At 43.9% G+C, this 24891-nt stretch carries 24 protein-coding genes; 2 read left to right on the forward strand and 22 right to left on the reverse strand.

Annotation, left to right across the window (positions count from 1 at the left end; genetic code table 11):
* Window positions 1–78: 78 nt before the first annotated feature.
* Genes YYK_RS10295 through murQ form a run of 4 tightly spaced genes read right to left on the reverse strand, consistent with a single transcriptional unit; the run spans window position 79 to window position 3439 of the window.
* Window positions 79–321: a phospho-sugar glycosidase domain-containing protein gene (locus YYK_RS10295; protein ID WP_074390306.1), complete on the reverse strand. Its 243-nt coding sequence runs from the start codon at window positions 319–321 to the stop codon at window positions 79–81.
* The gene (locus tag YYK_RS08495) at window positions 291–1109 is read right to left on the reverse strand and encodes a MupG family TIM beta-alpha barrel fold protein (RefSeq protein ID WP_014636513.1); all 819 of its coding nucleotides are present in this window, start codon (window positions 1107–1109) and stop codon (window positions 291–293) included. The genes YYK_RS10295 and YYK_RS08495 overlap by 31 nt, the downstream gene beginning before the upstream one ends.
* Window positions 1099–2526, reverse strand: a complete 1428-nt coding sequence (locus tag YYK_RS08500) for a PTS transporter subunit EIIC (RefSeq protein WP_012775345.1) — start codon at window positions 2524–2526, stop codon at window positions 1099–1101. Before YYK_RS08500 ends, YYK_RS08495 begins: the two co-directional genes overlap by 11 nt.
* Before the next feature lies 1 nt (window position 2527).
* Window positions 2528–3439 (reverse strand): N-acetylmuramic acid 6-phosphate etherase, encoded by a 912-nt coding sequence (gene murQ, locus YYK_RS08505; RefSeq protein WP_012775346.1) that lies wholly within the window; start codon window positions 3437–3439, stop codon window positions 2528–2530.
* A gap of 126 nt (window positions 3440–3565) precedes the next feature.
* On the opposite strand from murQ, the gene YYK_RS08510 reads away from it, so the two are divergent.
* Entirely contained in the window at window positions 3566–4393 is an 828-nt protein-coding gene (locus YYK_RS08510) for a MurR/RpiR family transcriptional regulator (RefSeq protein ID WP_014917317.1), read from the forward strand.
* 150 nt (window positions 4394–4543) lie between these two features.
* Here the strand turns inward: YYK_RS08510 and rpsO are convergent, their stop codons facing one another.
* The 8 genes from rpsO to YYK_RS08550 all read right to left on the reverse strand — a co-directional run bounded on the left by rpsO (window position 4544) and on the right by YYK_RS08550 (window position 10446).
* Complete coding sequence (gene rpsO, locus YYK_RS08515; protein WP_002938849.1) at window positions 4544–4813, reverse strand: 30S ribosomal protein S15; 270 nt, start codon at window positions 4811–4813, stop codon at window positions 4544–4546.
* Between the two features lie 203 nt (window positions 4814–5016).
* Entirely contained in the window at window positions 5017–6294 is a 1278-nt protein-coding gene (locus YYK_RS08520; protein ID WP_012775347.1) for a uracil-xanthine permease family protein, read from the reverse strand.
* A gap of 114 nt (window positions 6295–6408) precedes the next feature.
* Window positions 6409–6570: a hypothetical protein gene (locus YYK_RS10290; protein WP_012027822.1), complete on the reverse strand. Its 162-nt coding sequence runs from the start codon at window positions 6568–6570 to the stop codon at window positions 6409–6411.
* Window positions 6571–6723: 153 nt separating this feature from the next.
* On the reverse strand, window positions 6724–7233 hold the full coding sequence (locus YYK_RS08530) for a hypothetical protein (RefSeq protein WP_012775348.1): 510 nt from the start codon (window positions 7231–7233) through the stop codon (window positions 6724–6726).
* Window positions 7234–7634: 401 nt separating this feature from the next.
* Entirely contained in the window at window positions 7635–8363 is a 729-nt protein-coding gene (locus tag YYK_RS08535) for a pseudouridine synthase (protein WP_012028519.1), read from the reverse strand.
* On the reverse strand, window positions 8354–8803 hold the full coding sequence (locus YYK_RS08540; RefSeq protein WP_012027825.1) for a GNAT family N-acetyltransferase: 450 nt from the start codon (window positions 8801–8803) through the stop codon (window positions 8354–8356). Before YYK_RS08540 ends, YYK_RS08535 begins: the two co-directional genes overlap by 10 nt.
* 3 nt (window positions 8804–8806) lie before the next feature.
* Window positions 8807–8980 (reverse strand): hypothetical protein, encoded by a 174-nt coding sequence (locus YYK_RS08545; RefSeq protein WP_014636147.1) that lies wholly within the window; start codon window positions 8978–8980, stop codon window positions 8807–8809.
* A gap of 296 nt (window positions 8981–9276) precedes the next feature.
* Window positions 9277–10446, reverse strand: coding sequence for an MFS transporter (locus YYK_RS08550; RefSeq protein WP_012775349.1), 1170 nt, complete (start codon window positions 10444–10446; stop codon window positions 9277–9279).
* Between the two features lie 129 nt (window positions 10447–10575).
* Here YYK_RS08550 and def point away from each other — a divergent pair, with 129 nt between their 5' ends.
* Window positions 10576–11190, forward strand: coding sequence for a peptide deformylase (gene def / locus YYK_RS08555; RefSeq protein WP_012027828.1), 615 nt, complete (start codon window positions 10576–10578; stop codon window positions 11188–11190).
* A 188-nt stretch (window positions 11191–11378) separates the two neighbouring features.
* Here def and YYK_RS08560 read toward each other — a convergent pair whose 3' ends face one another.
* The 10 genes from YYK_RS08560 to YYK_RS08605 all read right to left on the reverse strand — a co-directional run bounded on the left by YYK_RS08560 (window position 11379) and on the right by YYK_RS08605 (window position 24854).
* Window positions 11379–12164 (reverse strand): L-threonylcarbamoyladenylate synthase, encoded by a 786-nt coding sequence (locus YYK_RS08560; RefSeq protein WP_012027829.1) that lies wholly within the window; start codon window positions 12162–12164, stop codon window positions 11379–11381.
* Between the two features lie 59 nt (window positions 12165–12223).
* Window positions 12224–12817: a 3-isopropylmalate dehydratase small subunit gene (gene leuD / locus YYK_RS08565; protein ID WP_012027830.1), complete on the reverse strand. Its 594-nt coding sequence runs from the start codon at window positions 12815–12817 to the stop codon at window positions 12224–12226.
* Window positions 12817–14136, reverse strand: a complete 1320-nt coding sequence (leuC, locus tag YYK_RS08570) for a 3-isopropylmalate dehydratase large subunit (protein WP_014917318.1) — start codon at window positions 14134–14136, stop codon at window positions 12817–12819. The genes leuD and leuC overlap by 1 nt, the downstream gene beginning before the upstream one ends.
* Before the next feature lie 2 nt (window positions 14137–14138).
* A complete protein-coding gene (leuB, locus tag YYK_RS08575; RefSeq protein WP_012027832.1) occupies window positions 14139–15185 on the reverse strand; it encodes a 3-isopropylmalate dehydrogenase in 1047 nt (348 codons plus the stop codon).
* An 8-nt stretch (window positions 15186–15193) separates the two neighbouring features.
* A complete protein-coding gene (locus YYK_RS08580; protein ID WP_012027833.1) occupies window positions 15194–16756 on the reverse strand; it encodes a 2-isopropylmalate synthase in 1563 nt (520 codons plus the stop codon).
* Window positions 16757–17135: 379 nt separating this feature from the next.
* Window positions 17136–17369 (reverse strand): GlsB/YeaQ/YmgE family stress response membrane protein, encoded by a 234-nt coding sequence (locus YYK_RS08585; RefSeq protein WP_012775350.1) that lies wholly within the window; start codon window positions 17367–17369, stop codon window positions 17136–17138.
* Window positions 17370–17427: 58 nt separating this feature from the next.
* Window positions 17428–18669: an aminopeptidase gene (locus YYK_RS08590; protein ID WP_012027835.1), complete on the reverse strand. Its 1242-nt coding sequence runs from the start codon at window positions 18667–18669 to the stop codon at window positions 17428–17430.
* Between the two features lie 272 nt (window positions 18670–18941).
* Entirely contained in the window at window positions 18942–19544 is a 603-nt protein-coding gene (locus tag YYK_RS08595) for a nitroreductase family protein (protein ID WP_012775695.1), read from the reverse strand.
* A 235-nt stretch (window positions 19545–19779) separates the two neighbouring features.
* Window positions 19780–20451, reverse strand: coding sequence for a LemA family protein (locus YYK_RS08600; RefSeq protein ID WP_002938769.1), 672 nt, complete (start codon window positions 20449–20451; stop codon window positions 19780–19782).
* Between the two features lie 11 nt (window positions 20452–20462).
* Window positions 20463–24854, reverse strand: a complete 4392-nt coding sequence (locus YYK_RS08605; RefSeq protein WP_012027838.1) for a PolC-type DNA polymerase III — start codon at window positions 24852–24854, stop codon at window positions 20463–20465.
* Between the last annotated feature and the right edge of the window lie 37 nt (window positions 24855–24891).

The raw sequence follows: 24891 nt of genomic DNA on the forward strand, positions 1-24891 counted from the left end.
AAAACCTCCAATGATACTAAATCGTTTGGAGGCTTTTTTAAGTTACCGATTATTGAACTCTCAGACCAAATACTCGTTTTATATAAAGGTAAAATGAAATGGATGTTTCACAAAATCTAACAAAGGGACATCGCTTTCATGGACATGGCCAACAACCATTTGGCGGTCGTCCTGAGGCAAGTCGACCAAACAAATTTCTAGTTCTGATTGATAACGAAGAAACTGTTCATTAGCAAGAACAATATCTCCTCGTTTTCGATGACTTGCTGGCCCTTGAATTGCATATCCTTTTAACTGAGCCCTTGAATGGCTAGCACGTATGACATATTCACTGCATCAATTCTATTTTCGAAATTCATTCCCTTCAATTGCTTTGGAAACTGCGCTGATAAGGCTATTATACCCTTTGTCAAATATGAAAATCTTTCTAATGAAGCACTCGATAAGGCATTATCCCCAATACAAACATAATCACTTTCACAACACATCAAACAATCGAGTGCGGCTTGAATTGGAGGCAACGCTCTATGTTCTTCAACGGTTGGAAGTCCTTCAAAAAGCGGAAAACGCTTGTTATCTCCAGGAATAAAGGTGATGACTTTTATTCCACAAGAGTGTAGCCGACTATTTAGGTCACGGACACTACTTCCCCCTAAACCTGTATAAGGCTTAGGATAATAATTATGACATGCCAAAACTTTTGTTTTCTCAATACCAACGTCCATCATCTTCCTTAAAAAATCATCTGACAATGTAGATGCATTTAAGACAAGTAAAAAGTCTTCCGACAATGATTTCATGACTTCAATAGTAATTCCATCATCAATCCTAAGTGCTTTAATACCGAGCTTTTTAATCCCTTCATTCCCATATCGCTTCAAACTATCTTGATTGATATCCACAATCAAGGTCAGCCCTTCTCGTTGACATTTTGTTACAATATGACGAATCTTTTCGTCTCCCTTCTCTTCTTCATTTATATTAAGCGAAGAGAAAACAAAGGAAAATCCTGCATTTTGATATTCTATAAACCACTTTTCCGAATTAGCAAATGAGTTAGATAAATAGAGTGAAAAACCGAAACGACTGAAAAAATCATTAACTTCCATATACGGTCTCAATTCTATCTTCATCCACACCAAAGAACCAAGTTAGTACAAAACCACCTACATATGCAGCCAGCATCGCTATAACAAATTGCAGTTGGCTTCCAGGTACCATGATTAACAGTCCAAACAAACCAGAAACTCCTTGAGATACAGTCCCTAAATGGAATAACACTGCCAAAATACCGCCAAAACCTGAACCTAAACAAGCGGTTAGGAAAGGTTTGCCCAATGGCAAAGTGACGGCGTACATCATCGGTTCACCAATTCCCAAGATTCCGACTGGAATAGAATCTCGTGTTAGTTGTTTCAACTTTTTATTTTTTGTTTTCAAAAAGAGTGCTAAACCAGCCCCGACTTGTCCACCACCTGCCATCATCAAAATAGGCAAGAGATAATTTATACCACCTGTTGGCCCAGATGGATCATTCAACAAAACATGTATTGGAGTCAATGCTTGGTGTAGTCCAACTGATACCAATGGTAAGAAGCCTGCTGACAAAATATACCCACCTACTATACCTAGCTTCTCATATACAAAATTTAATCCACTATAAATAGCTGTGGTTAACACTTCTCCAAGAGGCTGAATGACTAACAAAGCAACCAGACCACCCAATATTACTGTACAAAGAGGAGTCAAAAAAGTGTCTAAAAAACTTGGCATATATTTTCGGATATTTCTTTCTAGAAATGCAAAGAAAATCCCAACAAATAGAGCCGCTAACAAACCGCCTGCACTAGGTGAGAATGCCTTGTCCACAAAAGGTAATAAAATTGATTTGTCATCCACTACTGTCAACAAAGGCATTGAAGGAACTGCCACAGACATAGCTCCGGCCATTGCTCCCAAAATCGGACTTCCTTTAAATTCTTTCGCCGCATTCATTCCAACATAGATTGGCAAAAAAGTAAAGAGTCCCCAACTCATAGTCCTAATACATTGATACCACCATTCCATTGCAAAAGCATTCCCGGTTGATACATTAATGACATTTGTAATCCCATTTATCAAACCTGCCGCAATTATACCAGGTAATATAGGTATAAAAATATTAGCAATTTTTTGCAAGAATCGTTGAACTGGCTTGTCGTACTTCTCTTTATTTATCCTTTTATTTGTAGCAGCAACATCCGCTGTTGTGTAATCTTCTTCAACACTTCCCAATGATATACCTGTCAGTTCTGAAAATGCTTGGCCAACCTTTGTCACTGTTCCAGGCCCAAAAACAATTTGAAGTGTATCTGCCTCAACAACTCCCAAAACCCCTTCTATGTTTTTGAGACTATCAAGGTGAACCAGCTTGTCATCTCGTAACTGTAAACGAAGTCGTGTCATACAAACTGCATTCCCTAGGATATTTTCCCTGCCACCAACATTTTCAAGAACTTGCTTTGCAACATCTTTCGTATTTTTCATTTTAATTCTCCTTATCCAAAATTGATTGAATTGCAAATGAAATGTGATTATGATAGTTTTCCAGAAGTTTTTTTGCCTCTATTTGATCAAGTTGACTCAACTGCATCAAGATGGCTAATTTCACGTCTTGGTTGGCTTGTTGAAAAATATGTTCCGCCTCCATCTCTGTACAGCCAGTTGTTTCACAAATAATTCTTTTTGCTCGTTGAATCAGTTTTTGATTGGTCGGTTGCACATCTACCATGAATCCTCGAAAAACTTTTCCTAGTTGTATCATCGAGGTGGTAGAAATCATATTCAGAATCATTTTTTGAGCTGTCCCAGCTTTCATTCGACTAGATCCCGTTACAACCTCTGGTCCAACCAATACTTCAATCGGAGCATCTACCAATGGGGAGATTTCCGCATCTTGTACACAGGAAATACTGGCCGTCTTTGCTCCAATTTCACGAGCATATGTGACTGCCTCAAGGACATATGGAGTCCTGCCTGAAGCAGCAAGCCCGATAACCACATCCTTCGCCGATATACCAATTTGTTGCAGATCCTCTACAGCTGCTGCTCGGTTATCCTCTGCCCCCTCTTTGGCGGCACGTACAGCTCCATTTCCTCCAGCAATAAGTCCTTGTACTAACTCTGGAGAAACTCCAAAAGTCGGCGGACACTCCGAAGCATCCAAAACTCCTAGCCTTCCTGAGGTTCCCGCTCCGACATAGATCAGTCTACCATCCTTTTTCAAGCAGTCAACGACTATTTCTATTACTGCATTAATTTGGGGCAGTATACGTTGTACAGCTAAAGCAACCAGGCCATCTTCACGATTAATGTAGGCGGTGATTTCCCCGATAGACATTGTCTCAATAGCAAATGAGTCTGGATTGGACTGCTCTGTATTCAATCGTTCAATATCCATCTTATTCTCCTTTCTTTTTTTGTAAACGTTTGCTATAATCGTATTATACAACTTTTGTATTATTATTTCAATATTTTTTAGAAATTAAAGAAACTTTATAACAGACTGTGTTAGAAGGGAATCATTATGAATAGAAACATTTTAAATCACTCGATAGAGAATTTAACCCCTACCGAAAACAAATTATTGGATTATATTGAAGAGAACATCCATCGTATTGAAACAATGAATATCTATCAATTAGCCGATAACGCCGGAGTATCAACAGCTACAATCAGTCGAATCAGTAAAAAAATGGGCTATTCTAACTTTAATAAGTTAAAGATAGAAATAGCCAAATCGAAATATGATGATTTACTCAATGCTCACTTCACGCCATCAGATTCGATTGACGATATTTCTACTAAATTAATTCATTCAATAACAATTTCAAATCAACAAACCATCAGTTTTCTAAACTTGGAAGAATTAGAAGCCGCCGTAAAATTATTACAAAGCGCTTCTCGAATTTATTTATTTGGAGTTGGGGCATCAGGTATTGTTTGCAGTGACTTTTACTACAAGCTGAGTAGAATAGGTAAAACATGTATTTTTGCACAAGATACACATATTCAGATGGCTAATATTGCAACCGCTGGAAACGGTGACTTAGCAATCGGAATTAGTTATAGCGGAATGACAAAAGAAGTCGTTGAGCCACTTCGTTTCGCAAAAGAAAATGGAGTTTCAACGATAACTATCACTGGAACTGGTAAGAATCAATTAGCAGATTTAGCCGATATTACATTTAGAATCCCACGACATGAGCATGAACTTCGAGTCGGGGCTATTACATCACGAAGCAACTCACTTTTCCTAACCGACTTGCTTTACCTAGCACTTATCCAGGATCATAAACAAGAGATTACAGCTATCTTAGAACAAACAAAACATCTTACAGAAGTAATCAAATAGACCACCTGATAAATCCACTACAAAAAGCAAATCCCCTAAGCTCGATCGAATCTTTTATTGAAGCAACTCATACAATAGGGAAAAAAACAAAAAACACAGCTCAGTATACAAGATACTGGTGCTGTGTTTTTTTGTTTCTATACCTGCTAATTAACGACGGAGTCCGAGTGAGTGAATCAATTCACGGTAACGGTTAACGTCTGTGCGGCGTAGGTATGCCAACAAGTTACGACGGCGACCGATTTTTTTCATCAAACCACGGTAAGTTGCGTGGTCTTTTTTGTGTTGTTTGATGTGGTCGTTAAGGTGGTTGATTTCCCAAGTAAGTACTGCTACTTGAACTTCAACTGAACCTGTGTCGCCTTCATGACGAGCATATTGTGCCATGATTTCATTTTTTTTCTCTTTTGAGATTGCCATGATATGTTCTCCTTTGTTTTTGAGCCTAATCCGAGTGACAGGTTGGCGACCTGTAACCAAGAAAAAGCTAGATTTGTCCTTTTGGACCTCATTTATTCTATCAAGGATTGTCTTTTTTGTCAACTGATTTGAAAACTAGCTGAGTAGCTCTGCTATTTTCAAAAAAAGCCAGCTTTTGCTGACTTTCTGCTTGTATATCACATTTACTCTGCCTTTTCTGCTTTTGGCAAGATGAGATTGAGGATAATACCTACAATGGCTGAGAGGGCTGTACCTGAAAGGGTGATGGCACCGATGTTGAGAACTGCTCCACCAAGACCCAATACCAGCATTGAGCTTGCAATAATCAGGTTACGGACTTGACCGAAATCAACACGGCTCTCAATCAAAACTTTCAAACCGTTTGAGGCGATAACCCCGTAAAGCAAGATAGACATGCCTCCAAGTACGGCACTTGGAATAGTAGAGATAAGGGATGTAAATTTACCCAAGAATGAGAAGGCAATGGCAATCAAGGCTGCATTACGGATAACGGATACTGATGCGATGCGAGTCATACCGATAACCCCTGTATTTTCACCATAAGTCGTGTTAGCAGGTCCACCGATAAAGGCAGATACGGCAGTCGCCACACCGTCACCAATCAAGGTACGGCTGAGGCCTGGATCTTTCAAGAACTGGCGGCCGCAGATTTGGCTGAGAACGGTGTGGTCACCGATATGCTCAGCTACTGTTACAACAGCAATTGGTAAGATAGCAATCATTTCTGGACCGAAGTAGAAATTGTACGACTTGAAGGCACCTGTTTCAAATGGTAGGTAGAAACCTGGTAATTCAAACCAAGCTGCTTCCAGAACAGGTGTGAAGTCAACCAAACCAAGACAGAGTGCAATCACGTAACCACCGATGATGGCAATCAAGAAGGGAACAATCTTGGCGAAGCCTTTCCCTTTGGTATTGACAAAAGCAGCAATCAAGAAGGTTGCGATCGCCACAACGACGTTTTTCCAGTCACCGTCTGCGACAAAGCCTGCCGAAGTCACGGCAGAGTTGGCAAGACCCAGACCGATAACGATAATCATAGGACCGATAACAATCGGTGGCAAGAGGGTATCAATCCACTTGGTCCCGATAACTTTGACAAGCGCAGCAATCAAGACGTAAATCAAACCGACAAAGAGAATACCTGTCTGCGCAGCTGACACATCGCCGCCCATTTCCTTAATGGCGAGGGCCATAGCTGAGATGTAGGCGAAGGAAGATCCCAGGTAAACCGGCACCTTAAACTGTGTCGCTACTTGGTAAATCAAGGTTCCGACACCTGATGCGAAGAGAGCCACGGAAACTGGCATACCGAGAATCAGTGGCACCAAGATTGTCGCTCCGAACATAGCGAACACGTGCTGGAAACTCAACAAAATCCCTTGAAGCGGTGCTGGTTTCTCATGGACATCAAACAAAAGATTGGCTTTTGTACTCATAAATCTCCCATTCTGGGTACACAAAAAGACCCAGACTTTCTAAATATACATAGTCATAGGCCCTTAATGAATTATCCTGTTGTCTTTCTCACCTCACGGGATGAGTTTAAAAACCTACGCTTTTGATATTGTAACATAAGCCCTTACTTTTGGCAAGGAATTTTGTAAATTTTTATTTTTTAGAAAAATGGCTGAGCAGGAGCTGAACTGCTTATTATTACTCCATTTTTCCAACTCTTTTTCCACACGAGCTAACTTTAAACGAATATTTTTCATGCCATAGCCATCCTCCTGTGCATTTTTATAATTTTATTACACACTATATTTTCTATTTTGAAATATATATCTTACATTTCGTTTAATTTTTTAACAGAAAAAGAAGACAATATTGCCTTCGTAATATACGTACATATTTAGGTATTACTCTCCCTACTCCACACTCTTAATCCGTTTCTTAATCTTCTGGCTAAACTCAATCATCCTCCCCTTTTCCTCCGGCCAGATTTTGGTCACGCGGTCAACAGCAATTATGAAGATGATTACCGCAGCATAGTCCTTGGCTTTTTCAATCAGACCAACACTTTCAGCAACTACTAAAAGTAGATAGAATGTGAATAAAATAGTTCGTTTGGGTAACGCCATCAAAAACTCAATCCCTGCCTTATAGCCCAGATAAATCTGCCGATTAAGCCCTTTGGCCTTTTCCAAACGACGATTGAGAAAGGCACGAATCCGCTTGTAAAACCAATCCGAAGTTAGAAAAAGTGATTGGGCACCAATTACAATCAAAGAAACATTATTGGCATGTTCTTCCTTAAGCCCTAGCGCTCTAGTCACAACATAGGTCCAATCACCATTATCAATACAGATAAAAATAGTAAAGTAAACAACCGCTCCCGCTACTATAACAAGGGGAAGGGCACGGATATATTTCAACATATAATAACCTCTCTTGGACAATTCTTAGAACCTATATTCATAAACAAAGTGTTCTTATGCAAGATATCGTTTTTGCTCATCAAGGCAATTTTTTGAAGGAATACTTGACTCTATCACCATTTAGTTTCACTTTATTGCTTCGACGAGTAAAAAGCTCCTGTGGCTGTTTTCGCCTACCACCTAATTGGTCAGGAATCTCCTTTCCTTATCTCCACCTTCAAACACTCCAATGGAAGCTATGAACTGTGAACACAGGTTCTTGTATATATTGTAATATGTTATGCCAAGTACGGTCAAGTAGGGGCTAGAATTTCAGGTACGACAACTGTACACCCTTAGCATTTTTTACTTACCCCAAAAAGAAGAAGACCTCCAATCGGGAGCAAGTCTCTTCTATTTATCTATAATTCCACACCAAAGACTTCTAATTGCTTTAATTCGGCAGCAGTCAACCTGCGGTATTCTCCAAGCGCTAATTTTGGATCTAAGCGAAGAGGCCCCATGGTCAATCGTTGCAAGTCTGTCACCGTCTTTCCACAAGCCTGCACCATGCGTTTGATCTGGTGAAATTTCCCTTCTCGGATGGTGATGTCAACGAGCGAGGTCTGCTTAGCTTCATCTGTAGAGAGGATGGTCAACTGGGCTGGTTGACAGGTAAAGTCTTTCAGCTCAATTCCTGCCGCAAATCGTTCGACATCCTCTTGGGTCATGATCCCGTCAACCTGTGCTCGGTAGAGTTTATCAACATGCTTTTTCGGAGAAAGCATGGCATGAGCCAGCTGACCCTTGTTGGTCAAAAGCAAGAGACCGTGGGTATCGATGTCCAAGCGTCCAACAGGAAAAACTTCCTTCTGGCGAGCTGTATTATCTAGCAGGTCCAAGACAGTCCGATGGTGGTCATCCTCGGTGGCTGAAATAACTCCCTTAGGCTTGTTTAACAGATAGTAAACAAAGGTTTCATGACTAAGGACCTGACCTGCTACTGCAATCTGGTCTTTTTTTTCGTTAATTTGCTGTTTGGGTGATGTTTCTACTTGGCCGTTGACTGTGACTTGCTTGTTTTTCAGGAGTTTCTTGACTTCTGTCCGACTGCCAACACCGCAATCCACTAAAAATTTATCTAATCGCATACGAGTTTCTTTTCCATTTTGATATATTCTGCTTGCTTTTCTATTTCTGTAAAACCAAGAGCATGAAAGAGTTTTTGGGCAACTTGATGAGAGCTAGCAACTGTCAGTTTGATACTAGCTGGCTGAACATGCTCTACTAAATAGTCTTCAATAGCCTGGTAGAAAGCTCTGCCATTTCCCTGACCTGTCAAAGAAGGTTTCATGCCCAAACGAATGTCAACTGTCTCGCCATCTTGGTCAATACAGAAATAGCCCATGAGGGCAGCATTGCGGATGACTGCAAAAAAGCGGTCCCCACGCGCCTCTGGTGAAATCATCACAGCATAAATCTCGGGGTTTGCACTAATCGTATAGGCATCCAAAGGTGGTTGATAGCGCCATTGGTTAGCAATTTCCAATGCCAGATCCTGGGGCAGGGGCATGATGTAAAAATAATCCATTCTTCAGAAATTTTTTGCTAAATTTTTAATCCGACGGTTTTGGGTGGCGTAACTATCTGTCTGATAAACATAATCCACATAGCCCAACTGATAGGAGGGAATCATGTCCTTAAAAATCAACTGAACATCCTCTGGAAAACGGAGTATTAATTCATTTAAGCGGTTATTTTCTAACATAAGAATATTATACCAAAAGAGGCTGGGCAAAAAGCCCAACGGCTACTACTTAGAGTTCGTGTCAACATCTCAGCGCAGTGGTTGATTGGCAGATTTGTTCGTGTATTACACTCCAAATCTGACCTATACGACTGATGCGAACAGAGTTCGCTTCATCTCCAACCTCAAACTGTCTCCCAGACAGTTTGAGCTGTGCGGGGGTGGGAGTGAAACAGTCTGGGGATAGACTGTTTCAGCTCAACAACTGGAAATAAGGACTTGTTGACGAACTCTTTTTAGACCAGTCGAGTTCTTTCTCACTCCCACTTCTTCAGTTGTTTATAAATCAAGCCTGCGCTTATCAAGGCACAGCCGATGGCGTAAATACCAAAGGCACCTGTTGGGGTTGGGTTGAGTTTTTCCAGATAAGTCGGCAAGATAGCAGATGTCGCACCGCCGATATTGCAGCCCATAAGGACGATTGTCATGACCGCATTGAGCAAGGCCTTGGGTGCACGGTCTGTTACCTGACTAAAGACAATGGTTAGAATGATGCTGTAGAAAAATCCTGACACCATGCCACCGAGTCCCAGCACCCAGAGATTATCTGCAAAGGCAATGCCGACAACCGCGAGTCCAAAGACCACGTAGGAAACAGCTAAAAGCCAGCCCTTCAAACGACCAACCAAGCTACTAAAGACCGTCCCTGCCACAATCCCCATGACCTGCATAAGACTTAGAATGAGACTGGCTTGCTGAGCAGTACCGATGCCCTTGGCTAAAACAATCTGAGGAATACGAATGGTCAGGAAGGTATTGACATTGATAACAAAGAAGGCTAAGAATGCCAGATAAATGCCCATCATCCACATGGTCTTGTCCAGTTTGACCTTGGGCGCGTTCTCCTCAACCTTTACCTCCATGCGAGACAGCAATTCCTCCTTGGGTACGAAAATAAGGAAGAGAGCCAAGATGACCAAGGCAAAAAGGTAGACCAAGAAGGCAGGTTGCCAACCAAACTGGGTCAACCAACCGACAAGTAGGGTAAGCCCTGCACTTCCCAAAACCTCTGCTGAACCACGCAAGCCCATCATCTGCACCCGCTCCTGACCGGTGAAAAAATTACCGATGATATTAATAGCACGCGCATTGATTAGGCCAATCCCCAAACCAAGCAAGATGCGAGCCAATAAAATCAGAGGATAAGCAGTTAGAAACATGGGCAAAGCTCCGCCGATGGCCATAAGCAAAAGCCCTGCAATGATAATGTTTCGTTCAGACAAGAAACGGACAACTAGACCGTTTGCCAATAGAGTAACCATAATAGCAAAAGAGGTCACCGTAATTAAGTTTTCCACCTGGGCCGCTGCAATTCCCTGCTGGGCAAAATACTCAATCATCTGTGGAATAGCTGGCGAGACAGCAAATGTCGAAACCAGCATGGTGGATAGGGCCAGCAAACTGGCTTTTTCTAAAATTCTTTTCATTTTTCTCCCTTTCAACGTTCGTCTTTTACTAGTATAACAGATTTGAAAGCGAATGGATAGAAAAGTCCGACTTTTATTCTCTCCCATTTCATGCTATACTTATCTTAACTATATTCAAAGGAGAGAATCATGTCTGTTATTGAACGATTGACAAAAGCTGCCCATTTGATTGACATGGATGACATCATCCGTGAAGGGCATCCAACCCTACGCCAAGTTGCCGAAGAAGTTGCATTTCCACTATCTGATCAGGAAATTATTTTAGGCGAAAAAATGATGCAGTTCCTCAAACATTCGCAGGATCCTGTCATGGCTGAAAAAATGAAACTCCGTGGCGGAGTTGGTCTAGCTGCACCTCAGATTGACGTTTCCAAACGCATCATTGCTGTCTTAGTCCCAAACCCAGAGGACGAGGAAGGAAATCCACCTGCCCAAGCCTACTCTCTGCAAGAAGTATTGTACAATCCTAAAATCGTGGCACATTCTGTCCAAGAAGCTGCTATGGAAGGGGGCGAGGGCTGCCTATCCGTTGACCGCGAAGTCCAAGGCTACGTAGTCCGCCATGCGCGCGTGACTGTTGATTACATGGACAAAAACGGAGAAAAACACCGTATCAAACTCAAAGGCTTTAATGCCATCGTGGTCCAACACGAAATCGACCACCTCAACGGTGTCATGTTCTACGACCGCATTGACCCAGAACACCCATTTGCCGTTAAAGAAGGCATGTTGGTAATTGAATAAACATAAGAAACTGACTGAAAAATTTTCGGTCAGTTTTTTATGTGAGTACGAAAAAACGACCCTTTCGGATCGATCTCAATAATAGTCTTTTAGTTTACTTTTAGTACTAGGCAACGAGCCGCAGGCATAACTGGAGTTAGGCAAGGTGAGTTAACGACGTAATAAAAGATAAACTAAATGACGATATCTTAGTAATATTCCCCTTGTCTGTAGTCCCAAGAGTTGAAATGGTCAGACAAGTGCATCATGATTTTATCAATGTCCAGACCCTTACGGATGACAACTGGACATGGGCTGATAGAACGGCTATCCGCGCTTTGTTCTGGAATGAGTTTACCATCTTTGTCTACCATAGACACCATAACCCCTTGCTCATAGCGGGTTTCAATGGTCTTGTCTGGCTGGATAGATGTCACATAATCATCCGCCTCGATAATCAAGTCCACTTTAGAAGCGATACGCTCACCGATACCTTCTACCTTGCCACGATTTCCCTTACCTGACGGGTTAGCAGATGACGCATAGACCATACGGCCTTCTTTTTCCCACATTTCCTTAGCAATCTGCTCGCCTGCTACACCAAACTTGATAACAAAGCAAGAAGTACCACGAACGTCGGTCATCAACTCTTCACGACCATCGCCATAAGCCTGCAACTTAGCATAAGCCTCTGGTTTCCACGGCAGGATACAACCCAACAAAATGTCCTCATCCCAATGTTTTTGGTAGAAGGCATCAATCTCAGGAGTCAACTGTGCCAACTCACGAAGCTCCTCCATGCTACCACAAAGGACAACGCCTGGCTTATTCCGCTTGCGCTCCTTAGCATCAAACTTACGCTCCAAGCCAGCCTTGTCAGCAGTCATGATGATGTAACCAACCTTGGTCGGGCAGACAATCACGCCTCCCTCACCCTTGATAATGTCAAAACCTTCTTGTGAAAGTCCGCCATCCCAGTGAATTTGTTTCGTCATAATAATTTCCTCTTTTCTTTTGTTCCATAGCAGAGCGATCTGCTTGTTTTCTAATATTTTTAGTTTTGCCAGTAGCTTGGGCGATTATCCTCATACTCAGCAATCAAATCCTGATACTGTAAGGTAATACCAATATCATCCAAGCCATTGAGCAACTTGTGTTTCCAGTCCTGTTCGATGTCAAATGGGCATTCCCCAAAAGGCGTCCGTATCAACTGATCTGCCAAGTCAACCGTGATTTCTTGGTCAGGACCCAGCTGAGCTAGTTGGTCCCTGACTTCTTTGGGCTGGATAATGGGCAGAATCCCATTGTTCAAGTCATTGTTGTAATGAATATCTCCAAAGGAGCCTGCAATGATGACCTTGAAGCCATAATCTGCCAGAGCCCAAGCAGCGTGTTCCCTAGAAGAACCTGCTCCGAAGTTATCCCCAGATATGAGGATACTAGCGCCTTGATACTCAGGCTGATTGAGAATGAAATCAGGATTGTCCGTGTAGTTATCATCCAAGTACCGCCAAGCATATAGCAAATACTTGCCAAAGCCCTTTTTGTCAATCAGCTTGAGAAACTGCTTGGGCAGGAGCTGGTCGGTATCAATATTATCATTCATGAGTGGAACGGTTGTCCCTGTCCATGTGGTAAATTGGTGCATTAGACTCCCGCCTTGAGAATGTCTAGCTGTCTGGTGTCGACAAAACGTCCATAAAGCGCAGCTGTGGCAGCCATAGCAGGACTACACAAGTGGGTCTTGGCCCCAAAGCCCTGTCGGTCTTCAAAGTTTCGATTACTTGTAGAGGCGCAGTGGACACCCGCAGGGACCTTGTCTAGACCTAACTTTTCTGCAGCACGCTTGACAGGGCGACTGCCTGGTACGACAATAGCCGTAACCTGCTCTGCTATTTTCCGCCCCTTAACAATCCTAGCTGCCAGCTGCAAATCGCTGAGGCGAGCATTAGTACAGGAGCCTAGGAAGACATAGCCAACGGGAATGTCCGCAGCCTTTTGCCCAGGAGCCAAGTCCATGTAAGCATAGACCCGCTCGTCGTTGTGGTCACGGATGGATGGGAAAGTTTCGTCAAAGCTAACCCCCATAGCAGGAGTGGTCCCCCAAGTCACCATGGGTGCCAAGTCCGACACATCAAGGACCAGGTGCTTGTCATAGACGGTGTCCGCATCCGAGTAGAGCTCCTTCCAGTCTGCCACCGCCGCATCGAAGTCCGCTGGTGCACACTCCCGACCTCGCAGGTAGTCAAAGGTGGTCTGGTCTGGAGCCATGATGCCCATTTTGGAGCCGAACTCAATGGACATATTGCAGATGGTCATCCGCTCTTCCATGCTGAGTCGGTCGATGACGGGTCCTGCGAACTCGACCACATGACCCAAACCACAATCTACGCCGTAGCGGGCAATCAGAGCCAGGATAAAGTCCTTGGCATAGACACCTCTTTGCGCCTGACCGACAAACTCTACTAGGAGTCGCTTAGGTTTGACCTGCCAAATGGTCTGGGTAGCGAGAACGTGCTCCACTTCAGAAGTACCAAACCCAAAGGCAATAGCCCCAAAGGCTCCGTGAGTCGCTGTATGGCTATCTCCGCAGACAATGAACTTACCTGGCTGGGTCCTGCCTGTTTCTGGTCCAACCATGTGGACAATCCCCTGATGTTCCGAACCATGGGCTGCGTGGGGAATGCCGAAATCTTCTATATTCTTAGCCAAGGCATCCATCTGAGCCTTGGAAATGACATCACGGATATTGTGAATATCAACGGTTGGCACGTTGTGGTCAAAAGTCGCAAAGGTCAAGTCTGGGCGCCGAACAGATCGCCCTGTATCCCTCAATCCTTGAAAGGCCTGGGGACTGGTCACCTCATGAATGTAGTGCTGGTCCACATAGAGGAGCTGGGGCTGACCTTCTTGCCCTGTAATCACATGGCGATCCCAGAGCTTATCAAAAATAGATTTGCCACTCATATTTACCCACCTCCAATTTGGGCAATAATGGCCGCTGTCATTTCTTTGGTAGATGCGCTACCACCTAGATCCTTGGTAAAAATGCCCTCTGCAAAGACTGCTTCAACTGCCTGGCGAATGGTCTGACCTGCTTGGACCAAATCAAAACTTTCTTCCAGCATCATGGCAACAGATAGAATCATACTGACAGGATTGGCAATGCCCTGACCTGCAATATCAGGAGCCGAACCATGGATAGGTTCGTAGAGACTGGGACCCGCCACCGCATGACTAGCAGAAGGCAGAACCCCTAGCGTTCCTGTTAATACGCTGGCCTCATCCGACAAAATATCACCAAAGAGATTTTCCGTCACCAAGACATCAAACCGACTAGGATTGGTAATCAAAAGCATGGCTGCGCTATCCACCAACTGGTGCTCCAAGACCACATCTGGGTAGTCCTTCGCTACCTCATCCGCCACCTTACGCCATAATTTTGACGTTGCTAGCACATTTTGCTTATCAATACTGGTGACTTTTTTTCGTCTTTTTTGGGCTAGGTCAAAGGCAGAGCGGACAACCCGTTCGATTTCCTCAGCTTGATAGGTATTGCTATCGCTGGCTTGGTCAGTTCCAAGGATATGCTCTCCAAAATAAATCCCGCCTGTCAGCTCCCTTACCATGACCAAATCCACACCGTCCAGCCGGTCGACCTTCAGAGGAGAATAGTCTTTCAGGCTATCAAAAATTTTCACCGGACGGATATTGGCAAAGAGACCTAATTCCTTACGAAGTTGAAGAAGACCTTGTTCTGGACGGACAGCGGCATCATCATATTGAGGGCTACCGATAGCTGCTAACAAAATCGCATCCGCCTTACGGCAGGCTTGTAAGGTTTCCTTAGGTAGAGGGTGCCCGCTCGCATCAATCCCAGCGCCACCAAAGGCTCTCTCCTCAATCTCATAATCAAATCCTACTTGCCCAGCCACAGCCTCGAGGACTGCTAGGCCAGCCTCCATGATTTCAGGACCGATTCCATCACCAGCCAAGGCTACAATTTTTTTCGTCATATTTCCTCCTAGATGTGTGGTAACTCTTTCTCAGATAGTTTCTTATCAATCTGTCCGCTATTTTCTTTCTGTACCATGACATTGGCATGAATATAGGCAATGGCAGAAGCCTTCACCACGTCAAAGTCAATACCAGAGGCATTAAAGACCGTTTCCGTTGCCTTGTTTTCTACGGCGACAAGCACACGCGCCTGGGCATCAATTCCATCGGTGATGGCGTCAATATGGTAGCGTTCCAAGCTAATCTCTTGGTGGAAGAATTGGTCAATAGCATTAAAGACAGCCTCAACAGAACCCTTGCCTGACTCCGAAACAACCACTTCTTCCTCATCCTGATTGATGAAGATGACCTGAGCCTGAATACTTCCGTCAGACTGACTATCCAAACGCAAATCTTTAAATTGGAAGCCATCACGATTGCTGATTTCTGTCCCAGCTACTAGAGCTCGAATATCAGCGTCCGTGATTTTTTCCTTCTTGTCTGCCAGGTTTTTGAAACGAGCAAACAAGCTAGCAACGTCTCCTTCTTCAAAATACAGGTCTAGTTCTTTCAGCTTTTCTACAAAGGCATGGCGACCAGATAGTTTACCCAGTGGCAGAGAATTTTTCTTGACCCCTACCAACTCAGGTGTAATGATTTCATAGGTCGATGGATTTTTCAAGACACCATCTTGGTGAATTCCTGACTCGTGAGAGAAGGCATTGCCACCGACAACCGCCTTATTGCGTGGAATGGCAATCCCAGAAAAACGAGATACTAATTCCGAAGTATTGAGCGTTTCCTTTAGAACAATCGGACTGGTCACATCATAGAAATCTTTCCGAATTTCAAGGGCAACAGCTACTTCTTCAAGGGCCGCATTTCCTGCTCGCTCACCGATACCGTTGATAGTTCCCTCGACACGACCGGCACCGTTTTTAATAGCTGAAAGGGTATTGGCAACAGCCATTCCTAGGTCATTGTGGCAATGTGGACTGAAAATAATCTCACGGTCCGATTTGACGTTTGTTGTCAAGTAACGGAAAATTTCTCCGTAGTGCTGAGGAGTCGTAAAGCCGACTGTATCTGGAATGTTGATGTAGGTCGCACCCGCATCTACCGCTGTCTGCACAACTTCTAGCAAATAATCCAACTCCGTCCGCGTCGCATCCTCTGGTGAGAACTCCACTACCTCAAAACGCTCACGTGCATAGCTGACATGTTCAGTGATTTGCGCCAAAATTTCTTCTTTGGTCTTTTGAAGTTTAAATTCACGGTGAATGGGGCTAGTCGCAATGAAAACATGAATCTGCGGATACTTGGCATCTTTCAGAGCCTCATAACAAGCATCAATGTCTGATTTTACTGACCGTGCCAAACCTGTCACAGCCGTCTTGGTCATCGCTGCCGCAATCTGACGAACCGCTTCAAACGAATCAGGACTGGCCGCAGGAAAACCCGCTTCAATAGCAGAAATCCCCCATTTTTCCAACTGCTTGGCGATGGTCACTTTTTCCTTGATAGAAAAATTCACACCTGGCGTCTGTTCACCATCTCGTAAAGTCGTATCTAAAAATTCAATCACACGCATAAGAATACCTTTCTAAATAACCCTAACGTCAATATTAGGTTCTCTTTCTTAGTTTTCAAAGTATACTAAGAAAAAGAAAACACCTCGAGGACTATTACCTGCGAGATGTTGTCAACAGCGCCCGCTTGGTAAGCCAAACAGGACTAATGCTACCTAGTGCACTAGCCCGACCGTCGCAACAACAAAGCAAAGAATTTTGTAGTGACAGGTTTCATTTGACTTTTTCCTTTCAGTATTTTAATTATTTACAATGATACCCTACTTATTTTCACTTGTCAACAGAAAAATGGAAATTTTCTGAAAAATCCGAACAATGCGGCAATTCGTACAAATCCAGATAATAGAAAACCATGCTCCAATTGAAGCACGGTTCAGGTGTTTAATTCCGTCTAGAACTGCTAAAAATCGCCACTAAGAGAATAGCCCCTAGAACAGACGGCACTACAGCCATACCAGCAAACTGTAGTCCCCAATCACCGAAGAGCAGTTGTCCAATCCACGAACCAGCAAGTCCAAGGATGATATTTCCAAGACAACCACGACGGTCATCTGATGAGGTCAAAGCCCCCGCAATCAAGCCAATAATGGCTCCAGCGATTATACTTGATAACATTCTATTTTCCTCCTTATTTACAAAATAAGACTGGTCTCCCAGTCTTATAGCATTGTTTTTAGATAGCCCACTCACCGTCACGGAAGATTGGCACACGAGTACCGTCTTCACGGATTCCGTCAATGTTCATCTTGTTAGAACCAATCATGAAGTCCACGTGAACATCTGAGCGGTTGAGACCAGCTTCTTTGAGCTCTTCTTGGCTCATTTCTGTACCACCTTCGATAGAGAAGGCATAGGCTTGACCAATCGCCAAGTGGTTTGAGGCATTTTCATCAAAGAGAGTGTTGAAGAAAGTTACACCTGATTGAGAGATTGGGCTCTTATCTGGTACAAGGGCAACTTCACCTAGACCGCGTGCACCAGCATTGTCAAAGACCAGTTTCTTCATGACTTCGTCGCCTTTTTCAGCAGTCACATCTACAATCTCACCATCTTTAAAGGTTACCTTAATACCTTCGATAATATTGCCGTTATAGCTAAGCGGTTTTGTAGAAGTTACATAACCATCGGCCACACGATAGTCAGGAGCTGTAAAGACTTCTTCTGTTGGCATGTTGGCAATAAACTTCTCACCTTGGGCATTGATCGAACCAGCCGCTTCCCATAAGTGGTTTTTCGGCATACCAAGAACAAGGTCGGTTCCTGGTGCTGTGTAGTGCAATTTGACAAACTGCTCGTCGTTAAGAACCTTAGCTTTTGCTACCAAACGTGCTTCATGCTCTTCCCAGGCTTTGATTGGATCTTCATCGTAGATACGGCAAGTCTTGAAAATTTGGTCCCAAAGTAAGTCTACTGCTTCTTCGTCAGACGTTGCATTTGGGAAAACTTTTTTGGCCCATTCCAAACCAGATGCTGCACCAAGTGTCCAGCTGATTTTGTTAGCTTGGGATGCTTGCCGCATTGGGTTCAAAGCCTGGCTGAGTGCACGAGCGTTGCGAGACAATTTCTCTGGATCCACACCGTCGTAGGCCCCTGGATCTTCTGACAAGACAACCAAACGGCTGGCCTTCCGCTCCAAGAGGTAGTTCATTTCAGTGATGCGTTGTGGGTGAACTTGTTCCAAGAGTTCCACATCTACATTGACCAAACGCTCGCGCGCAATCACATCGTCCAACCAGTTGACCAAGACTTCCTTAGCACCGTGAGCGTAAGCTTCTTTGACAATCAAGCGTGCCAACTCAGCCTGTTCCACACCAATTGTCAATTGAACCGTGTGACCAGGTTGGACATTGATACCTGTTGAAACCAAGAGTTTAGCATATTTAGCGAGATTTTCTTTAAAATTTGGTAATACCATCTTTTTCTCCTTTGTACTTTGAAATACCCTATTATTGTATCATATTTTAAGCTAGACAGATAAAAAAACTTCCTGCTGATACAGGAAGTTGAAAAGGTTAGCTCTGGGAGATAGTTGAAGCTTGGAGATGAAACGAATGGAGTTCGTGTCAACAAGCTGCAGGCATAACCCTGCTCCTCTCTTGTTTTAAGGGAACAGGCTGAAAAACTCCACTGGAGCTTTACACTCACCACATCAAGTCAACAACGTCTGATCCCAATTTTCGCAGAGTATTAGTTACCAAAAACCTTTACACGGTCAGAATCCGCCATATAGTCTTTGTCTGCTGCTGGAGCTGCAATGCTTCCGAATGGTGCTTGGGCGCGGAGTTTCCAGTTAGCTGGGATACCGTATTTTTCAGCAACTTGTGCATCAACCAATGGGTTGTAGTGTTGTACGTTCATACCGATATTTTTCTCAGCAAAGGCCAACCATACTGCGTACAAGTTGATACCATGAGCTTGTTCAGACCAGATTGGGAAGTTTTCAGCGTAAAGTGGGAAGCTTTCTTGTAAGCCTTTCACCACGTCTTGGTCTTCGAAGAACAAGATAGTACCGGCACCAGCCGCAAAACCAGCTAAGCGACCTTTTGTAGCTTCAAAAGCTTCTGCAGGCGTTACTTTTTCCAATTCGCTGTAGGCAATTTCGTTCCAGAAAACTTCTGACTCCGCACCAAAAAGTACCACTGCACGGCTAGATTGTGAGTTGAAAGCTGATGGAGATTCTTTCATGGCTTTCTCAACAAGTGCTACTACTTCTTCATTTGATACTGGCAAGTCTTTACCAAGTGCGTAGATTGAACGGCGAGTTTCTTGAAGTTTTGCAAAGTTTGACATATGTTTTCCTCTTTTCTATTTGTTACTACATAGTAGTTTTTATCACTATAGGGAGATTGTATCATTATTACTAAGTAGTGTCAAATTCCTAGTCTGACTTTTTTATACTCCGTGAAAATTAAGCTAGTTACAGCAGATAGTCTGATTTTCATAAAGTAGTGACAGAGAATTTACAAAAAGATGGCAAAAAAAGCCTATCAAATACTTAAGATACATTGATAGACCCTTCTTTATCTTATAGCCCCAACATCTCGTCTGTAAAATCAGTCAGCGAATGTTCCTTATAAAATTCCAAGTCCTTCAGGCGAATGATTTTGGCAATGACGCTAATCGGAAACTGATGCAACAGAGTATTGAAATACTCAACCTGCTGATTGTATGAAATCTTCCATTGTGCTAAATTATTTTCTGTTTCAAAAATTTCATTCAGTAACCTTTCAATATGTTTATTGGCCATCAATTCCGGCATTTGACGCAAAAATTGACCAAATTCTTGTGAACTTTCAATCTTGGTGGATTTCATAACAGTTTTTTCTTCAACCGTTCGAATTTTGGAAACGGATTTATTGATGTCCAAAATGGTTTCTTTTTCAAGATTCTGGTGTTTTTCAACCAAGCGGTTTGCTTTCTTCATCAAGGCCTGATTGCGCTCTTCAATAACAACGATATGACTTTTACTAGCTTTCGCGGCTTGTTCAGCCTGACGAAGTTGGTTATACTTCATAATGATATGGAGAATGAAACTCGTTAGTATACCAGCAATCACAGTAAAACCTGGAAAAGGTTCGTAAATACCTGATGATGATTCCGGTGTGGCAAAAGATAAGATCAATGTCCACAAGATAGTAGAAAGCAGTACTAGACCAATTCCTTTTAATAACTCAACTAAAATATTTCTTTTTTTCATCATTTCCTTTTTTAAAACAAATCATCAAAGAGACTCAACTGGTTATCCTCTGGCATTTTACCGAGGATGCCCATTTCATCCATTTTTTCAACAAGCGTACCTGACAATCCACCACGTTTACGGAGTTCTGTCTTGGAGAGAAATTCTCCTTCGGCACGCGCCGCCACAACCTGCTTGGCAACGTTCTCTCCCAGACCATCCATAGCGACAAATGGTGGGATGAGGGTATCTTCTTCAATCAGAAAGTCGGTCGCATGGGATTTGTAGAGGTCCAACTTACCGAACTTGAAGCCACGTTCCAGCATTTCATTTACCAATTCAAGTGTGGTATAGAGATCCTGCTCAACGTTCGAAGCTTCATTGTTTTTCTTCTTGAGGGCGATTTCTTCCATCTTAGCCTTGACTCGTTCCAAGCCACCGGACATGGTTGCCAAATCAAATGCCTTGGCCCGAATAGAGAAATAAGCGCAATAGTAGTAAAGTGGGTGATGAACCTTGAAATAGGCAACCCGCAAGGCCATCATAACGTAGGCAGCCGCGTGGGCTTTAGGGAACATGTACTTGATTTTTCCACAGGATTCGATGTACCAGTCTGGCACCTTGTTATCCTTCATGGCTTGAATGTAGCCATTTCGCTCTTCCTCAGAAATCTTGAGCCACAAGCCCTTCCGCACCCGCTCCATGATATTAAAGGCCATCTTAGGTGGCAAACCTGCGTGCATGAGGTAAACCATGATGTCATCCCGACAACCGATAACAGTAGATAGATTAGCAATTCCTGCCTTAATCAAGTCCTGGGCATTGCCCAACCAAACGTCTGTACCGTGCGATAGACCAGATAACTGCAAGAGTTCCGAAAAAGTGGTCGGTTTGGTTTCCTCCACCATCCCCCGTACAAAGTTGGTTCCAAATTCAGGAATGCCCAGCATACCTGTCGGTGTCCCAATCTGCTCTGGGGTAACACCCAGAATTTCCGTACCAGAAAAAAGAGCCATAACCCCCTTATCATCAGCAGGAATAGTTTGCGGATCGATGCCTGACAAGTCCTGCAACTTCCGAACCATGGTTGGATCATCGTGTCCCAGAATATCGAGTTTCAAGACGTTTTCATCAATATCGTGGAAGTTAAAGTGGGTGGTCTGCCAGCTGGCTGTCACATCATCGGCAGGATACTGAACAGGGGTAAAGTCATAGACATCCATGTAGTCAGGAAATACAATAATTCCCCCTGGGTGCTGACCAGTCGTTCGTTTGACACCAGCTGCTCCAGCAGCCAGGCGTTCTACTTCCACATCTCTATAGAATTTGCCATAATCCCGCTCATAGCCTCGGACAAAACCATAGGCAGTCTTGGCAGCTACCGTACCAACCGTTCCTGCACGGAAGGCATTTTCTTCACCAAAAATATCCCGAACATCCAAATGGGCAGACGGTTGGTCATCCCCTGAGAAGTTCAAGTCAATATCGGGAACCTTGTCTCCATCGAAACCAAGGAAGGTCTCGAAAGGAATGTCCTGTCCATCTTTTTTATACTTGGTCCCACACTTTTCACAATCCTTGTCTGGCAGGTCAAAACCTGAACCATAGGAACCATCTGTGATAAATTCACTGTGTTGACAATTTGGACAGACATAGTGAGGAGGCATAGGGTTTACTTCGGTAATCCCAATCATGGTCGCAACGAAACTGGAGCCGACAGACCCCCGTGAACCCACCAGGTAGCCCCGCTCGTTGGAACGGTGCACCAACATCTGCGATGCCAGGTAAATCACGGCGAATCCATTACCTAAAATGGAAGTCAGTTCCTTTTCGATTCGCAGGTCGATAATGTCTGGCAAGGGGTTGCCATAAATCTCAAAGGCTTTCTGATAGGTCAATTCCGCGACCGTTTCCTCGGCCTTCTCAATATAAGGCGTATAAAGGTCGGTCTTAACCACCTGAACATCTTCAAACCGGTCCAGCATGGCATTGGGATTGGTAATGACAATCTCACGGGCCAGACTTTCTCCCAAGAATGCAAACTCGTCCAACATCTCGCTGGTCGTTCTAAAGTGGGCTTTTGGCAGTGGTGCTGGCTGAGCGTTTTCACCATTTCCGATGGTCCAGTTAATCGGTGCCCCTTGACCTAGAGCACGAACAATGATTTCCCGATAAATTTCCTCTTCTGGGTCAATGTAGTGGACATTTCCAGTCGCCAGAACAGGCAGACCTGCCCTACGTCCTACCTCAATCAACTGCTTGATAGTCTCTTCAATCTCTGCCATGTCCTTAAACTGCTCCTTGGCAATCATGGGAGCATAGAGGGCAGGTGGCATAACTTCGATAAAATCATAATAGGCTGCCGTTTTAACCGCTTCATCTATCCCTTTGGAGAGCAAGTCATCGAAGACCTCACCCTCTTGACAGGCTGTTCCCAATATTAAACCTTCACGATGGGCATTGAGAACGGTCCGTGGAATACGTGGAACTCCCTCAAAATACTTGGTATTGGAAAGAGAGACCAGTTTGAACATATTTTTCAAACCAACCTGATTAATCACATAGAGCGTGGCATGCTTGACACGAGCCTTCTTATAGGAATCCTCCGCAATCAGCTCCGTATTTAGCTGGTTGAGATTGGTCAAATTGTGCTTCTCCAGAGCATCTTTTAGGAAGATGAAGAGCAGGCGCCCTGTCGCCTCCGCATCGTAGTTGGCCATGTGGTGGTGTTCAAGAGCAACACCAAACCGCTTGGTGAGAGGACCTAAACCATGACGCTTAAAGTCGGGGTAAAGGTTACGAGCAAATTCCAAGGTATCAATGACAGGCTGGCTAATAATAGGTAAGCCTGCTCGTTCATAGTTGACATTCATAAAGCCAACGTCAAAGGTCGCGTTGTGGGCAACCATGACGGAATCTTGACAGAAATCTTGAAACTCACGCAGGACTTGTTCTAGAGGTTTAGAACCACGCACATGCTCATCTGTGATTCCTGTCAGATCTGTTGTAAATTGACTGAGCGGATGACCTGGATCGATAAACTCATCAAATTCTGCAATGATATTGCCCTTGTGCATCTTAGACGCCGCAATCTGAATCAGGGCATTGTTGACTGCAGACAGACCGGTTGTTTCCACGTCAAAGACCACATAGGTGGCATCAGACAGGACTACATCTGCTTCGTTGTAAGCAATGGGCACAGAGTCCTCGACAATATTAGCCTCCATCCCGAAGAGGGGCTTAATCCCAGCTTTACGAGCAGCATGATAGCCATGGGGGAAGGACTGGACATTGCCGTGGTCGGTAATGGCCACCGCCTTGTGTCCCCAGGCTGCCGCACGCGCCACCAAGTCCTCAACGGCAGGCAGGGCATCCATAGTGGACATGTTGGTATGGGCATGAAACTCAACCCGCTTCTCACCCTCAGGCATGAGATCTTTGCGGATTTCCTTCTTGACCTCTTGGACTTCCTGTACGTTCATAGTCAAATCACGAGTGAAATTATTGGTTTCCACATTGCCTCGCACCCGCAGCCAGTTTCCCTTTTTGACCATATCAAACTTCTGAGCCTCTTCCTCATTCTTAGCCCACTTCTGCAAGGTGAAGGACGAAGTATAGTCGGTCATCTTAAAGTTGATAATGACCCGCCCCGTCTTGGTCGTCTTCTGCTCGACCTCAAAGACCAGTCCCTCAAAGACAATCCGATTCTCCTCGCTATCCACCTCAATCATAGGCGTAATCTCAGCCTTTTCGATATTGACCTTGGCAGGACGATTTTTCTTATATTCTGGGACAAATGGCTGAGCTGCCTCTGGTGGTGGCGCCATTTGAGCTAGTTGTTCAAGGGCCGCCAAGTTTTCTTCATTAGCCTGCTGGTAAATTTCTGCATTTTGCGCATGGAAAATCTCCGCTTGTTGCTGCGTCATTTCCTGACAGACTTGGATGTCCACCGCAAGATTACCAAAACCAAATCGCTTGTATTGCTCCACAAGATTTGGCAGATGATTCTTCCGAAAATGATCTGTGTCAATGGTTTCAGGACCTTTTATCCACAAAACACCATCTCTATAAGCCACCTCTAATGGCTGAAAAAGGGCCTTGAAGCCTGCACTCTGGCACAAATCTTCCGTAAAAGCTTCTGGATAATATGCTTCTACCAAACCAGCTTCAAAAGCCTCCGCATCGCTGACAATAGAAAATTGAATCTTATTGCCCACCTTTTCAAACTCCGTCGCCAAACGAGCCTTGAAGAGTTGATAGTCCATGAGCGGCAAGGGGGTTTCAAAACGGAAGGTAAATTCCCAAAGTTTGCTAACCTTGTGCAAGACTACTTTCTCAATCGTTGCAGTCGAAAAAGCCCCTGATTGTCGTGCATCAAGAGGCATTCCGATTTGTTGTAGCAAGAGTTGAAACTTATCTGACATACTTATTTCCTTTGTAGTTCGTTAGAAACATTTTACC

Origin of the sequence: Streptococcus suis S735, from assembly GCF_000294495.1 — a bacterium.
Lineage (GTDB): Bacteria > Bacillota > Bacilli > Lactobacillales > Streptococcaceae > Streptococcus > Streptococcus suis.

Coding starts and splice junctions, on each gene's coding strand:
- YYK_RS08495 (WP_014636513.1), bottom strand. CDS start 1,109: ATGGAAGTTAATGATTTTTTCAGTCGTTTCGGTTTTTCACTCTATTTA.
- YYK_RS08500 (WP_012775345.1), bottom strand. CDS start 2,526: ATGAAAAATACGAAAGATGTTGCAAAGCAAGTTCTTGAAAATGTTGGT.
- murQ (WP_012775346.1), bottom strand. CDS start 3,439: ATGGATATTGAACGATTGAATACAGAGCAGTCCAATCCAGACTCATTT.
- YYK_RS08510 (WP_014917317.1), top strand. CDS start 3,566: ATGAATAGAAACATTTTAAATCACTCGATAGAGAATTTAACCCCTACC.
- rpsO (WP_002938849.1), bottom strand. CDS start 4,813: ATGGCAATCTCAAAAGAGAAAAAAAATGAAATCATGGCACAATATGCT.
- YYK_RS08520 (WP_012775347.1), bottom strand. CDS start 6,294: ATGAGTACAAAAGCCAATCTTTTGTTTGATGTCCATGAGAAACCAGCA.
- YYK_RS10290 (WP_012027822.1), bottom strand. CDS start 6,570: ATGAAAAATATTCGTTTAAAGTTAGCTCGTGTGGAAAAAGAGTTGGAA.
- YYK_RS08530 (WP_012775348.1), bottom strand. CDS start 7,233: ATGTTGAAATATATCCGTGCCCTTCCCCTTGTTATAGTAGCGGGAGCG.
- YYK_RS08535 (WP_012028519.1), bottom strand. CDS start 8,363: ATGCGATTAGATAAATTTTTAGTGGATTGCGGTGTTGGCAGTCGGACA.
- YYK_RS08540 (WP_012027825.1), bottom strand. CDS start 8,803: ATGGATTATTTTTACATCATGCCCCTGCCCCAGGATCTGGCATTGGAA.
- YYK_RS08545 (WP_014636147.1), bottom strand. CDS start 8,980: ATGTTAGAAAATAACCGCTTAAATGAATTAATACTCCGTTTTCCAGAG.
- YYK_RS08550 (WP_012775349.1), bottom strand. CDS start 10,446: ATGAAAAGAATTTTAGAAAAAGCCAGTTTGCTGGCCCTATCCACCATG.
- def (WP_012027828.1), top strand. CDS start 10,576: ATGTCTGTTATTGAACGATTGACAAAAGCTGCCCATTTGATTGACATG.
- YYK_RS08560 (WP_012027829.1), bottom strand. CDS start 12,164: ATGACGAAACAAATTCACTGGGATGGCGGACTTTCACAAGAAGGTTTT.
- leuD (WP_012027830.1), bottom strand. CDS start 12,817: ATGCACCAATTTACCACATGGACAGGGACAACCGTTCCACTCATGAAT.
- leuC (WP_014917318.1), bottom strand. CDS start 14,136: ATGAGTGGCAAATCTATTTTTGATAAGCTCTGGGATCGCCATGTGATT.
- leuB (WP_012027832.1), bottom strand. CDS start 15,185: ATGACGAAAAAAATTGTAGCCTTGGCTGGTGATGGAATCGGTCCTGAA.
- YYK_RS08580 (WP_012027833.1), bottom strand. CDS start 16,756: ATGCGTGTGATTGAATTTTTAGATACGACTTTACGAGATGGTGAACAG.
- YYK_RS08585 (WP_012775350.1), bottom strand. CDS start 17,369: ATGTTATCAAGTATAATCGCTGGAGCCATTATTGGCTTGATTGCGGGG.
- YYK_RS08590 (WP_012027835.1), bottom strand. CDS start 18,669: ATGGTATTACCAAATTTTAAAGAAAATCTCGCTAAATATGCTAAACTC.
- YYK_RS08595 (WP_012775695.1), bottom strand. CDS start 19,544: ATGTCAAACTTTGCAAAACTTCAAGAAACTCGCCGTTCAATCTACGCA.
- YYK_RS08600 (WP_002938769.1), bottom strand. CDS start 20,451: ATGAAAAAAAGAAATATTTTAGTTGAGTTATTAAAAGGAATTGGTCTA.
- YYK_RS08605 (WP_012027838.1), bottom strand. CDS start 24,854: ATGTCAGATAAGTTTCAACTCTTGCTACAACAAATCGGAATGCCTCTT.